Origin of the sequence: Microbacterium sp. NPDC079176 (assembly GCF_040686675.1) — a bacterium.
Classification (GTDB): Bacteria; Actinomycetota; Actinomycetes; order Actinomycetales; family Microbacteriaceae; genus Microbacterium.
Genome location: NZ_JBFBLM010000007.1, coordinates 78,968 through 91,422 on the forward strand (window position 1 = coordinate 78,968; position 12,455 = coordinate 91,422).

Annotated in this window: 13 protein-coding genes; 2 read left to right on the top strand and 11 right to left on the bottom strand. The window is 70.9% G+C overall.

All coding sequences use genetic code 11. From position 1 onward, the window contains the following. Positions 1–13 precede the first annotated feature (13 nt). The gene (gene pheA, locus AB0P11_RS17000; protein WP_053097750.1) at positions 14–964 is read left to right on the top strand and encodes a prephenate dehydratase; all 951 of its coding nucleotides are present in this window, start codon (positions 14–16) and stop codon (positions 962–964) included. A gap of 15 nt (positions 965–979) precedes the next feature. Here the strand turns inward: pheA and AB0P11_RS17005 are convergent, their stop codons facing one another. The 11 genes from AB0P11_RS17005 to AB0P11_RS17055 all read right to left on the bottom strand — a co-directional run bounded on the left by AB0P11_RS17005 (position 980) and on the right by AB0P11_RS17055 (position 12,042). Then, positions 980–3,046, bottom strand: coding sequence for a molybdopterin oxidoreductase family protein (locus AB0P11_RS17005; protein WP_363523156.1), 2,067 nt, complete (start codon positions 3,044–3,046; stop codon positions 980–982). Further along, entirely contained in the window at positions 3,043–4,587 is a 1,545-nt protein-coding gene (locus AB0P11_RS17010; protein WP_363523158.1) for an FAD-dependent oxidoreductase, read from the bottom strand. Before AB0P11_RS17010 ends, AB0P11_RS17005 begins: the two co-directional genes overlap by 4 nt. A 2-nt stretch (positions 4,588–4,589) precedes the next feature. Then, on the bottom strand, positions 4,590–5,981 hold the full coding sequence (locus AB0P11_RS17015) for an MFS transporter (protein WP_053097747.1): 1,392 nt from the start codon (positions 5,979–5,981) through the stop codon (positions 4,590–4,592). A 125-nt stretch (positions 5,982–6,106) separates the two neighbouring features. Beyond that, the gene (locus AB0P11_RS17020; protein ID WP_056279307.1) at positions 6,107–6,391 is read right to left on the bottom strand and encodes a DUF6457 domain-containing protein; all 285 of its coding nucleotides are present in this window, start codon (positions 6,389–6,391) and stop codon (positions 6,107–6,109) included. After that, the gene (locus AB0P11_RS17025) at positions 6,388–7,098 is read right to left on the bottom strand and encodes a molybdenum cofactor guanylyltransferase (RefSeq protein ID WP_363523161.1); all 711 of its coding nucleotides are present in this window, start codon (positions 7,096–7,098) and stop codon (positions 6,388–6,390) included. The genes AB0P11_RS17020 and AB0P11_RS17025 overlap by 4 nt, the downstream gene beginning before the upstream one ends. Further along, positions 7,095–8,327, bottom strand: a complete 1,233-nt coding sequence (gene glp, locus AB0P11_RS17030) for a gephyrin-like molybdotransferase Glp (protein ID WP_363523163.1) — start codon at positions 8,325–8,327, stop codon at positions 7,095–7,097. The genes AB0P11_RS17025 and glp overlap by 4 nt, the downstream gene beginning before the upstream one ends. 108 nt (positions 8,328–8,435) lie before the next feature. Beyond that, positions 8,436–8,645 carry a hypothetical protein gene (locus AB0P11_RS17035; RefSeq protein WP_053099248.1) on the bottom strand — a complete coding sequence of 70 codons (210 nt, stop codon included), beginning with the start codon at positions 8,643–8,645 and terminating at the stop codon, positions 8,436–8,438. A gap of 231 nt (positions 8,646–8,876) precedes the next feature. Then, on the bottom strand, positions 8,877–9,797 hold the full coding sequence (locus tag AB0P11_RS17040; RefSeq protein ID WP_363523165.1) for a hypothetical protein: 921 nt from the start codon (positions 9,795–9,797) through the stop codon (positions 8,877–8,879). 417 nt (positions 9,798–10,214) lie between these two features. Further along, complete coding sequence (locus AB0P11_RS17045) at positions 10,215–11,255, bottom strand: LLM class flavin-dependent oxidoreductase (RefSeq protein ID WP_157538247.1); 1,041 nt, start codon at positions 11,253–11,255, stop codon at positions 10,215–10,217. A 63-nt stretch (positions 11,256–11,318) separates the two neighbouring features. Beyond that, positions 11,319–11,555 carry a hypothetical protein gene (locus AB0P11_RS17050; protein WP_363523168.1) on the bottom strand — a complete coding sequence of 79 codons (237 nt, stop codon included), beginning with the start codon at positions 11,553–11,555 and terminating at the stop codon, positions 11,319–11,321. Between the two features lie 64 nt (positions 11,556–11,619). Continuing rightward, positions 11,620–12,042: an Hsp20/alpha crystallin family protein gene (locus tag AB0P11_RS17055; RefSeq protein WP_053097741.1), complete on the bottom strand. Its 423-nt coding sequence runs from the start codon at positions 12,040–12,042 to the stop codon at positions 11,620–11,622. Positions 12,043–12,165: 123 nt separating this feature from the next. Here AB0P11_RS17055 and AB0P11_RS17060 point away from each other — a divergent pair, with 123 nt between their 5' ends. Then, a complete protein-coding gene (locus AB0P11_RS17060) occupies positions 12,166–12,450 on the top strand; it encodes a MerR family transcriptional regulator (RefSeq protein WP_053097740.1) in 285 nt (94 codons plus the stop codon). The last annotated feature ends 5 nt before the right edge of the window (positions 12,451–12,455 follow it).

Below are 12,455 nucleotides of genomic sequence, written 5' to 3' on the forward strand. Positions count from 1 at the left end.
CCGGTGCCCTAAGGTGAAACGCGTGACTGAACGCCGCACCTACAGCTATCTCGGCCCCGCCGGAACATTCACCGAAGCGGCGCTCGAACAGGTCGCTGAAGCACGGGGTCAGGACTGGCGTGCCGTGCACAACGTCGGAGAAGCCCTCGCGGATGTGCTCGAGGGGCGCAGCGACGCCGCGATGATCGCGATCGAGAACTCGATCGAGGGCGGCGTCTCGACCACGCAGGATGCGCTGGCCACTCTGCCGGGCCTCCGGATCATCGGCGAGTACCTCGTGCCGGTGAACTTCGTGCTCGTGGCGCCTCGGGGCACGACCCTGGCAGACATCAGCGTGATCGCCGCGCACCCTGTCGCGTACGCCCAGTGCCACGGCTGGCTCGGGGAGCACCTCCCCAGGCACTCGCATGTGCCTGCGGCGAGCAACGTCGCGTCGGCGATCGGCATGCTCGACGGCGGTCTTCCCGCCCAGGCGGCCATCGCCGCCCCGGGCGTCGTGAAGCACCTCGACGTCGACGTGCTGGCCGAGGACATCGGCGACAACGCCCAGGCCGTCACCCGCTTCGTGCTCGTGACCCGCACCACCACGGCGCCGGCGCCGACCGGGGCCGACAAGACCTCGCTGATCGTCGAGCTGCCCAACGATCATCCCGGATCCCTGCTCGAGATGCTCGAGCAGTTCTCGACCCGCGGCATCAACCTCTCGCTGATCCAGTCGCGTCCGATCGGCGACGAGCTCGGCCGCTACCGGTTCGTGATCGACGCCGACGGCCACATCGAGCACGAGCGCATGGCCGACGCCCTGCTCGGCATCCGCCGTTTCAGCCCGCGCGTGGTGTTCCTCGGGTCGTATCCGCGAGCCGACCGGCAGATCGTGCAGTATCCCGAGCGCTACTCCGACGACATCTTCGTCGAGGCGCGCGACTGGCTGCGCGGCATCCTCAGCGGCGAGCCGGACGACTGAGCGCCGCCTCCACGATCAGACGGCGCGGAGCTCGACCAGAGCCCGCTTGAACTCGGGCATCGCCGAGTGCGGATCGACCCGGTCGTCGGTGAGCAGATTGGCGCTCTCGGCATCCGCGTAGTGGAACGGCAGGAACACCGTGTCGGGCCTGATGTCGTGCGTCAGCTCGGCCCGCGCCCGCAGGGTGCCGCGGGAGTTCGAGAGACGGATGCCGTCGCCCTCGCCGATCCCATGACGACGCGCGGTCGCAGGGTGCAGCTGCGCGACGAGATCGGGCCGCTTCTCGGTGAGCTCGGGGATGCGGCGGGTCTGCGCTCCGCTCTGGTACTGCTCGAGCAGGCGCCCGGTGATCAGGGTGAGCCGGTCGGCGCTCGCCGTCCGATGCTCTCGAGCCCGCACGGCGACGAGCTTCGCGCGCCCGTCTGCGTGCGCGAAGCGGTCGGCGAACAGTCGAGGGGTGCCGAGGCTCCCGATCGGGAAAGGCCAGTGCGCCTCGATGCCGAGGTCGAGCAGTTCGTGGCTGAGGCCGGAGTAGTCGGCGCGGCCGCCGGCGGAGGCGCGGGCCAGCTCGCCGAACACCTCCGACGGCACGAGGCTCCAGGTGCCGGGGGCGTCGAGGCGACGGGCGAGCTCGGCCATGATCCACAGCTCGCTGCGGGCGCCGGCGGGGGCGTCGACCGCTCGGCGGCGACGCAGCACGCGGCCCTCGAGGTTGGTCATCGTGCCCTCCTCCTCGGCCCACTGCAGCACGGGGAGCACGATGTCGGCGGCCTTCGCGGTCTCCGAGAGGAAGAAGTCCGAGACGACGAGCAGATCGAGCCGGCCCAGGGCCTCGCGCACGGTCGACACGTTCGGTGCCGACACGAACACGTTCGAGCCGTGCACGAGCAGCGCTCGTACGCCGCCCGGGAGTCCGGCGCTCTGCAGCAGCTCGACCGCGGGGATGCCGGGCCCGGGAAGGTCGTCGGGGTCGACGCCCCACACGGCCGCGACCGAGGCGCGGGCGGCCGGGTCGCTGATCGACTGGTACCCCGGAAGCTGGTCGGCTTTCTGTCCGTGCTCGCGTCCGCCCTGGCCGTTGCCCTGCCCGGTCAGCGTGCCGTAGCCGCATCCCGGTGTCCCCGGAAGACCCAGGAGCAGTGCGAGGTTGATGGCGGCCGTGGCGGTGTCGGTGCCGTCGACGTGCTGCTCGACGCCGCGGCCGGTGAGGATGTAGGTCGAGTCGGAGTCCGCCAGTCTGCGTGCCAGATCGCGGATGCTGCGCGCCGCCACCCCGGTGACGGTCTCGGCACGCTCGGGCCACCACGCCGACACCGACTGGCGGAGGGCGTCGAAGCCCGATGTGCGCTGGCGCACATAGCCGTCGTCGTAGAGCTCCTCGGCGATCACGACATGGATCACTGCGAGCAGCAGCGCGAGATCGGTGCCGGGCACCGGCTGCACGTGGATCCCGGCGCCGTCGGCGCTCAATCGTGCCGTCGAGCTGCGGCGAGGATCGACGACGATGAGACCGCCGCGGGCCCTGGCGCCCTGCAGATGCGAGACGAACGGCGGCATGGTGTCGCCGACGTTCGATCCCAGCAGCAGCACCGTCTCGGCGGTGTCGAGGTCGGTCAGCGGGAACGGCAGGCCGCGGTCGATTCCGAAGGAGCGGTTGGCGGCGGCCGCAGCGGATGACATGCAGAAGCGGCCGTTGTAGTCGATGCGCGACGTGCGCAGCGCGATGCGGGCGAACTTGCCCAACTGGTACGCCTTCTCGTTCGTGAGCCCGCCGCCGCCGAAGACGCCGACCGCATCGGGGCCGTCCTCCTCGGCGATCAGACGCAGCCGCGCGGCGATCAGATCGAGAGTCACGTCCCAGTCCGCCGGGTGCAGTTCGCCGTCGGTCCCGCGCACCAGGGGAGTGGTGAGGCGACCGGCGTCGGCGAGCAGCTCGGCCGAGGTCCACCCCTTCTTGCACAGCCCGCCGCGGTTCGTCGGGAAGTCGCGTCCGGCGACGGCGACCGGCAGCGGTGCGCCCACGGTCGGGGTCAGCGTCATCGCGCACTGCAGCGCGCAGTAGGGGCAGTGGGTGTCGGTCATGCGACGGCCCCCGCGTGGGCGTGCAGCATCTCGGTGATGCGGGCGCGGCATCCTCCGCATCCGGTGCCGGCGCGGGTGCACTCGCCGACCGCAGCCACCGACGAGCAGCCGTCGTCGATCGCGTCCTCGATCTGGCCGACGGTGACGGCGTTGCAGATGCAGAGGGTCGCGTCACGACCGGCCGGTGCGATCGCATCAGCGTCAGGATCATCGAGACGCAGCAGCAGCGAGCGGTCGGCGGGCAGCTCGCCGCCGCGCAGATACAGCACGCTCAGTTCGGCGGCGGCCCGCGGCATCCCGACCGCCACGAATCCGGTGAGGATGCCGTCGCGCGTCGCCATCTTCACGTAGGTGCCGTGCTCGGGGTCGGCCCAGACGGCGATGCCGGGGGCATCCTCACCGGCCGGGACAGGGGCGAAGGGGTCGGCCGAGACGTCGCCCGCGGATGCGATGTCGACCAGCTCGCCCTTGAGCACGACGACGCCGGGGTGCTCGTCGGCGAACTCGCCAGGGTGGTCGTCGGCACTGTCGAGCTCGGCGGCGATGGCCGCGGCGAGCCAGCTCGCCTGACGCCAGCCGGGGCCGACGAGGCCGTGCGGTCCGCCCGGCACCTGGCGGTCGTGCAGGAACTCGGCGGGGTCGGCGATGTGGGCGCAGTCCCCGATCGCATGGATGCGCGGATCCGACCACGAACGCAGTGCGCCGTCGACGAGCACGCCGTTGCCGACGCGGAGTCCCGCGGCCTCGGCGAGCTCGGTGCGCGCCCTGACGCCGCACGACAGCACGAGCAGATCGCCCTCGATGCGCTTGCCGTCGGAGCTCGCGAGTGCACGGAACCGGCGGATGCCGTCGTCGCCCTCGACCCCGATCACTCCCTCGGCTCGGGTGTGCGGCACCAGCGTGACGCCGGCCGAGGCGAGAGCGGTCGAGAGGATGCTCGCCGACCCCCGGTCGAGTTGGCGGGGCATCGGCATCGGACCGAAGTGGGCCACGGAGGGCACGGCGCCGGCGTCCGCGAGCAGCATGGCGAGCTCGATCCCCAGCACGCCGGCTCCGAGCACCACGACCCGGCCGCCGCGTGCGACCACGGCGCGCACCTGCTCGGCATCCGACAGATCGCGGAGCACGCAGACCCCTGCGGTCAGGCTGCTGTCGAGGCCGGTGGTGTCCGGACCGAGGGTCTCGAGGCCTTCGAGCGACGGGACGATCGATCGCGCGCCGGTCGCGAGCACCAGGCGGTCATACCCGACGGTCGATCCGTCGACCAGCTCGACGACCCGCGCCTCCCGATCGATCCGCACCGCTCGCGCCCCCAGCCGCAGATCCACACCGGTGAGGCTCGCGGCAGTGGCGAGAGTGAGCTCGTCGGACGAGGCCTCGCCCACGGCGTATTCCGCGAGCAGCACCCGGTTGTACGGATCCGCCGTCTCGGCGCCCAGCACGGTGACCGTCGCCCGACCCCCTGCCACGAGCGGCAGGAGCTCTTCGGCGAAGCGGATGCCGACAGGCCCCGCGCCGATGACGACGATGCGCTCGGTCATGGTCAGATCCGGTGTCCGGCGAGCGAGGGCCGAGGCATCAGATAGACGAAGACCGTGATGAGGAGCAGCACGATGTAGGCGGCGACGAATCCGCCGAATGCCGGAGCGTACGAACCTGTGCCGCTCTTCGCCGCCGCGAGAACCTGCGGGATCACGAATCCGCCGTAGGCGCCGATGGCCGAGATCAGCCCCAGGGCGGCCGCACCCTTGCGCTGGGTGCTGACAGCGAGCGCGTCGCCCGCGGTCGCGGCACCGCGTGCGGCGAAGACGTTGGGGATCATCCGGTAGGTCGCGCCGTTGCCGACGCCCGCCGCGACGAACAGCAGCAGGAAGCATCCGAGGAAGAGCGCGAAGCTGTTCGCCTCGAGAGTGACGAGCAGCGACAGGGCGCCGACGATCATGAGCGAGAACGCGGCGATCGTCATCCGGGCTCCGCCGAAGCGGTCGGCGAGCTTTCCTCCGTAGGGGCGGGCGAGCGAGCCGACGAGGGCTCCGAGGAAGGCCAGCGACAGCGAGGCGCTGCCGATCTGGAACGTCGAGAACTCGGGGAAGGTGTCGGCGATGAGCTTCGGGAAGACGCTCGAGAAGCCGATGAACGATCCGAACGTGCCGATGTACAGCAGCGACAGCACCCACAGGTGCGGTTCGCGCAGTGCGGCGGCGGCCCCGGCGAAGTCCGCCTTGGCCGACGACAGGTTGTCCATGTGGCGCCATGCTCCCCACACGGCCACGAGGATCAGCGGCACCCACATCCAGCCGGCGAACGACAGGCTGAAGGTCGACGCGGCGGTGATCGACACGACGATCGGCACCGCGAGCTGGGCGACCGAGGTGCCGAGGTTGCCGCCGGCGGCGTTGAGCCCGAGCGCCCAGCCCTTCTCCTTCTGCGGGAAGAAGTAGGTGATGTTCGCCATGGAGCTGGCGAAGTTGCCGCCGCCGAAACCGGCGAGAGCCGCGACGGCGAGCAGCACGCCGAACGGGGTCTCGGGATCCTGCACGACGATGCCGAGCAGGACGGCGGGGATCAGCAGCAGCAGCGCCGAGACGATGGTCCAGTTGCGTCCGCCGAAGCGGGCGACGAGGAACGTGTACGGGAACCGCAGCGTCGCGCCGACGAGGCTCGGCAGCGAGATCAGCCAGAACGACTCGGTGGTGCTCAGCGTGAACCCGGCGGCGGGGAGCAGCACGACGACGATGCTCCAGAGCTGCCAGATGATGAACCCGAGGAACTCGGCGAAGATCGACCAGCCGAGGTTGCGGCGGGCGATCGCCTTGCCCTCGGTGGCCCAGAAGGCCGAATCCTCGGGGTTCCAGCCGTCGATCCACCGGCCGGGGCGGCGCGTGAGGGTCACGGCGGGGGTGTCGACGCTGCTTCTTCCGGTGATCTGGGACATCGCGGCTCCTGCGTTCGAGAGGTGAATGCTCTGAACGTAGGCGGCGGATGTTGCAGGGCCGCACGAGTGCGATTACCGGACGATTACTTCTCGATCACATCGGCGAGGTGGGCGATGAGAGAACTTCAGGAATCCTGGTCGTCGGCGCGCCATTCCCCGGCCAGCTCGGTGATGGTGGCGACCGCCGCAGCGGTGTCCTCGCGGCTGCCGCCCGCGCGACCTGCGGCGAGGCCGGCGAGGTAGGCGCTGAGCGGTGCGGCCGGGCGGGCGACGCCGTGCGCGACATCCCGGGCGAGATCCAGGAGCAGGGCGACATCGACGGACTCGCGATCGATCCCGAGCGCGCTGCAGACCGCCGTGGTCCAGTCGTCCAGGGCTTCGACCGGAAGGTGTTGCGGCTTGTCGGTCATGTCGTCTCCTCGTCTGGTGCTCCGTCGCGCGGGGGCATCGGTGCCGCGGCGCGGGCCCGTTCGAGATCGTCCCACGTGTCGACATCCGTTGCCAGGTCTCCCGCCGGAATCGCGCTGATGCGCAGGCGCGCCAGCAGCGATCGCAACGACGCGTTGCGGCCGCCGTCGGGGAGAGCCGCGGCGGCGGATCGCAGGGCATCGGTGCGGTAGCGGCCGACGAGCCACTGCATGCGTCCCGACGCGTCGATCAGGCAGACGCCGTCGATGCCGTGCCCGCCATTCGTGCTGTCGGCGTCGTCCTTGCCGCCGGCGTCGGCCTTGCCGGCGGAGAGGGGCGGATGCGGGTGCAGCAGCGCCACGGCGCCTTCGGCGTTCGGCAGGTCGGCCGCCAGCAGCACGATGTCGGCGGTGTCGACGAGAGCGAGGCCGGCGGCGATGCCGGCGACCGGTCCGCCGAACTCCGGGGTCTCCCGGGTCCATACGACGCGAACACGGGTCGGCGCCGGCGGACCAACGACCACGATGGGGTCGCAGCCGTCGACGGCGGCGATGGCGCGGTCCAGCAGGGTGCGGCCGCCGACCTCGAGCAACGGCTTGGCAGTCCCGTCGAGTCGTGAGGCCCGCCCGCCGGCGAGGATGATCGCGGCAGTCGGCCCGGACGCCGGTGTCGCGGCGTCCGGTGTCTCGGTCGTGCGCGTCCCGGTCACGAGAGCAGCATCACATCGACCAGGTCGCCTGCTGCGACGGCTGATACGTCGGCGGGCACGACGGCATAGGCATCCGCTCTGGCGAGTCCTGCCGCCAGATGCGCGCCCGACGACCCGTCGGCGGCCGCCGGGCGCACCGACCAGGCGGCCGGGTCGGATCGGTCGAGGGCGACGGGCACGTACTGCTGTCGTCCCACCGGGCTGCGCCACGCTGCGGTGCTGGCGAGGCGGAGCATCGGGCGCTGCAGGCCTGCGCGACCCTGGAGGGCGAGCAGCGCCGGCCGCACGAAGGCCTCGAACGACGCGGCGACGCTCGCCGGATTGCCGGGCAGTCCGAACACCAGCGCGTCGCCAAGGCGCCCGAAGGCCTGAGGCCTGCCCGGCTGCATGGCGACCGCCACGAACTCGATGCGATCGCGCAGCACGTTCTTCACGACCTCGTGGGCTCCGGCGCTGACTCCGCCGGACGTGACCACGACATCGACGCGCGCATCGACGAGCGCGCGATCGAGGAGTGCGGTGAGGGCGGCATCCTCGTCTGTCACCGTGTCGACCGAGACGACGTCAGCGCCCGTCTCCGCGCACAGCGCAGCGAGCAGCACCGAGTTCGACTCGGGGATCTGCCCGCGGGCGAGGTCGGCGCCGGGGTCGGCGAGCTCGCTGCCGGTCGAAATGACCGCGACGCGAGGACGACGATGCACCGGCACAGTGTCGATGCCGGTGGCCGCGATGGCCGTGAGCTGGAGCGGGCCGAGGGTGGTGCCCGCTGTCGCGACGACGGCTCCGGCGCGCAGCTCCTCGCCGCGGCGGCGGATGTTGGCACCCGCGCGAGTCGGCGCAGTGACCACGATCGCAGGCGCATCCCACGCCTGCAGGCCGTCGCGGGTGTGCTCGAAGGGCACGACGACGGTCGCCGTGTGGGGCACAGGCGCGCCGGTCATGATGCGTGCGGCCCGTCCCTCACGCAGCTCGGGTTCGTCGGCCGACCCCGCCGGGAGGTCGGCGACCACCGCGAGCTCGACGGGGTGCACGGCCGTGGCCGACTCGACGTCGGTGAACAGGACCGCATATCCGTCCATCGCCGAGTTGTCGAACAGCGGCACATCGACCCGAGCGTGCACGGTCGCGGCGAGGATGCGGCCCGCCGCCTGTGCGAGCGGCACCGATTCGGCATCCAGCGGTCGGGTGGCGGCGATCACCTTCGCCCGCTGCTCCTCGACCGTCAGCATGCCGGAGGAGCGAGGGGAGTGGTGATTCGCATGCAGTCAGCGTACGACGGTCGCGGGGATGCCCCGCGACCGCGCCGCCCCTCTGCCCCTTGTTTCCCCGTTCGAAAGTCAGTGCTCGCGGAACATCGGCCAACCGCTGCCCGGCAGCATGTGCGAATGCAACGCGCCCTTCGCCGATTCCAGGGTCGGGTACGTGCCTGTCGCCGCATCGGATCCGGCCATGACGACGGTGTATCCCTCGTCGTCGTGCCGGATGCTGCCGACGACGCCGTTCGTGCCGTACGCCACCCAGAGGGCCAGGGTCTTGGTAGTGCTCATCATCGAACCCCTTCCGTTGCGGGTGACCCTACGCCCCGGCGCACCGGAACACCAGCCCCTGACGCGGAGTCTTGGCGGCATTCGCCACATGGCGCCGGTGATGCGGGGCCAGTTGTGCATCGCAAACGGATGATCCGGATGCGGAACTGGCCCCGCCTGGACGCCGGATGCGGAAATGGCCCCGCCTGCGGGCGTGGGAGGGGCGGGGCGGGACGCAGAGATGTGTGAGCGTCAGCGACGGGATGCCATCGCGCGACGGATGCGGTCCATCAGCGGTCGCCCTTCGTCCAGGTCGAGCTGAGTCACGCGGATGACGATCCAGCCGAGGTCCTCGAGATCTCGCTGCCGCTGGATGTCGCGGCGCCACTGATCGCGACTCGTGCGGTGGCCGTCGCCCTCGTACTCGATCGAGATCCTGAGGTCGGGATAGGCCATGTCGCTGCGCGCGATGAGGAGTCCGTTCTCGTGGATCTCGTACTGCACGACGGGTTCAGGAAGACCTCCCGCGACGATGAGCAACCGCGTCTCGGTCTCCTTGGGCGATTCCACTCCTTCGCGCGCACGGGACAGCGCGTCACGGACTCGTCGAGAGCCGGGGAAGCGGCCCCAGGCCTGCAGGCGGTGTTCGATGTCGGTCTCTGTCAGGGGAGGGCGCCCCTGACGCAGCCCGGGATAGTTGTCGGCCGTGCTCAGCACTGCGTCGAGGGCGATGACCACATGGTCGTCGGTCATCGTCGCGGCGCACATGAACAGAGCCGCGGCCGGATCGACGACCGGAATTCCACCGATTCGCCAGGGATGGGCCCGTCCCTCTGCCAGGCGCCGGCCAGTGACGCCGCGGCGGCGGACGCGCGCCGAACCCGTCGTCACGACCACGAGGATCGGTGCCTCGACGTTCCAGATGCCGGGATGCGGATACCCCCACACGCGCATCGCCGTCTCCCCGCCGATGAGCTGACCACGGTGCAGGAGGGGCGTGAGGGCGACGACGCGATCGAGTGGTGTGTCCGCGGCCGTGACCGAACGCACCCCGCGGAAGGGCCGGTCGAGATCGCGCGCGGATGCGCGACCCCGACCGACACCTGCGGCCGCGGCCTGCCGCACGGAGAAATGGCGCCCGAGTTCGTCGGGCAGGAGTATCCGATGGCGCATCCCATCAGGCTCGCTGGTCGGATGCGTCTTCCGGGCCTGATGACCGCGAGATCCCGAGAGATGTGGACAAGTCGCGCCTGTGGACAGATTGAGCGCCGCGTTCTTCCGGCGTGGGGCGGGGCCACTTCTGCATCCGGTGCCGCGAGCGGGGCCAGTTCTGCATCCCGTGCCGCGAGCGGGGCCAGTTCTGCATCGGGTGCCGCGAGCGGGGCCACTTCTGCATCTGAAACCGACGTTTCGGATGCACAAGTGGCCCCGCCTGGCGGCGGGATGCGGAAGTGGCCCCGCTCGCGTGCGCGAGCGCGCGCGGCGACAAGCGAGTGGTGACCAGCGCGTGGTGACCAGCGTGCGGCGACCAGCGTGCGGCGGCCCAGCGCGCGACGGCACGCGGCGCCCCCTTCGCCTACAGCCCGGCGCCTACAGGGCCGCGGCGATGAGCTCGAGCGTCTGGGCGCGGCCGGCGGCGGCGTCACGAGGCTCGGACTCGTATGCACCGGCGACGGGCGACAGCATGACCTCGTCGACGCCGTACTTCTCGGCGAACGCGCGCACCTCGGCGGCGACCGACTCGCCGGTGCCGACGAACCAGCGCGAGCGGGCGGCTTCGACGACCTGGTCGGTCGCGGCATCCGATTCTGCGGCGAGGGCCTCTTCGACGGTCTCGAGTGCGATGAGCGGCTTGTTGAGGCGCAGGCGCGACATCATGCGCAGCTGCGGAAGGGCGCGCGCCTCGGCCTCTTCCTGCGTCGGCGCGGCGACGACGTTGACCGTGAGGAACGTCCGCGGCTCGGGGTGCTCTTCGCTCGGCTGGTAGCCGGTGCGGTAGAGGTCGAGCGCGCGCTCGAGGCCCTGTCCCGAGAAGTGGTTGGCGAAGACGTAGGGCAGGCCGTGGGATGCCGCGAGCTGCGCCGAGTAGTCGCTCGATCCGAGCAGCCACACCTCGGGGCTTCCGGTGGCGGCCGGGGTCGCGTGCACCGTGTACTCGCCACCCGAAGTGAAGCGCACGGTGGCGCCCTCGCCCGAGATGAGTGCGGCGATGTCCTGCACGTTGCGCGGGAACTGCTCGACGTCGCTGGTCGTGCCCGATCCACGCAGCAGCTGGGTGATGACGGGGTCGCTGCCGGGGGCGCGACCGAGGCCGAGGTCGATGCGTCCGGGCGCGATGGCCTCGAGCGCGGCGAACTGCTCGGCGACGATGAGCGGTGCGTGGTTGGGGAGCATCACTCCGCCGGATCCCAGACGGATCTGCGTCGTGCGCATCGCGGCGGCGGCGATCAGCACCGGGGGAGTGGTGGATGCCACGGCCGGCATGTTGTGGTGCTCGGCGAACCAGTAGCGGCGGTAGCCGAGCCGGTCGGCGGTCGCGGCGAGATCGAGGGAGGAGGAGATCGCCTCGGCACTGGTCTGGCCGGTGCGAACCGGGACGAGGTCGAGGACGGAGAGCGCGGTGGAAGTCATCCCCGAATGCAACGGCGGGGGCGGGCGGGGCATTCCCGTCCGCCCCATCGTCGCCGGTGCGTCTCAGACAGCGACGAGACCTGCGGATGCCGAGGGCGCGAACTCCTCGGTGAGCGCGCGTCGCGTGAGGTGATAGCGGATGTGCCAGGCGGCGCTGAAGCTCTGCTCGGGATGCTGGGCGAGGGCCGTTCGGTCATCGGGGCCGAGGCCGTCGCGGGCTGCTTCGCGGAGCAGGTCGTCTCGTGTCGCCGGGTACTCCATGCCGCGGAGGAACCGGTCGAGAGCAGAAGAGGGGCGCATGGGATCGTCCTTTCCGAAGGGAGAGCGGGGCGGGCCGGGGTGTGCGCCCCGGCCCACCGAAGGGTCAGGCGGTGATCGACTGTCGGTTGTCGCTCGACTCGACCTCGATCTTGCGGGGCTTCGCGCGCTCGCTGACCGGGATGATCACCGAGAGCACGCCGCTCTCGTACGAGGCGCTGATCGCGTCGAGGTCGACGCCGTCGCCGAGCGAGAACTGGCGGAGGAACGAGCCCGCGCCGCGTTCGCGTGCGAGCCAGCGGACGCCTTCGCGACCGTCGGCCGTGCGCTGCGCGCGGATCGTGAGCTGTCCGCCGTCGAGGTCGACGTCGATCGAGCCCGGATCGATGCCGGGGAGGTCGGCGTGCAGGATGTACCTGTCGCCGTCGCGGTAGAGGTCCACCGGCATGAGACGCGGTGCGCGGACGGAGTCCAGCACGCTCGCAGCGAAGCGGTCGAGCTGACTGAACGGATCGAAGGACATGGCCATGAGTGTCTCCTTTCGTGTGGCCCGAGCGGGCGTTCTCCGGTGCAGATTATCTGCAACCGTTGCTATAGATTTTTTATAGAACAACGCGAGATAGAATGCAAGTGCGTCGAGAGGGAGGTGCCCATGGGTGATCGTGATCCGAGCATGCCGGTCTACGGCATCGCCGTCGCCGCGCAGCTCAGCGGGGTCCCCGAGGCCAGCCTCCGACTCTTCGAGGCGAAGGGGCTGGTCACGCCCGCGCGCAGCGAGGGCGGCACGCGCCGCTACAGCGATGACGACCTCGAGCGCATCCGCCGGGTGACCGGGCTGCGCGTCGAGGGCATCAACATCGTCGGCATCCGTCGCGTGCTCGATCTGGAGGACGAGAACGCCGGGCTCCGCGACGAGCTCGCCGACGATCGCCCCTGATCCGC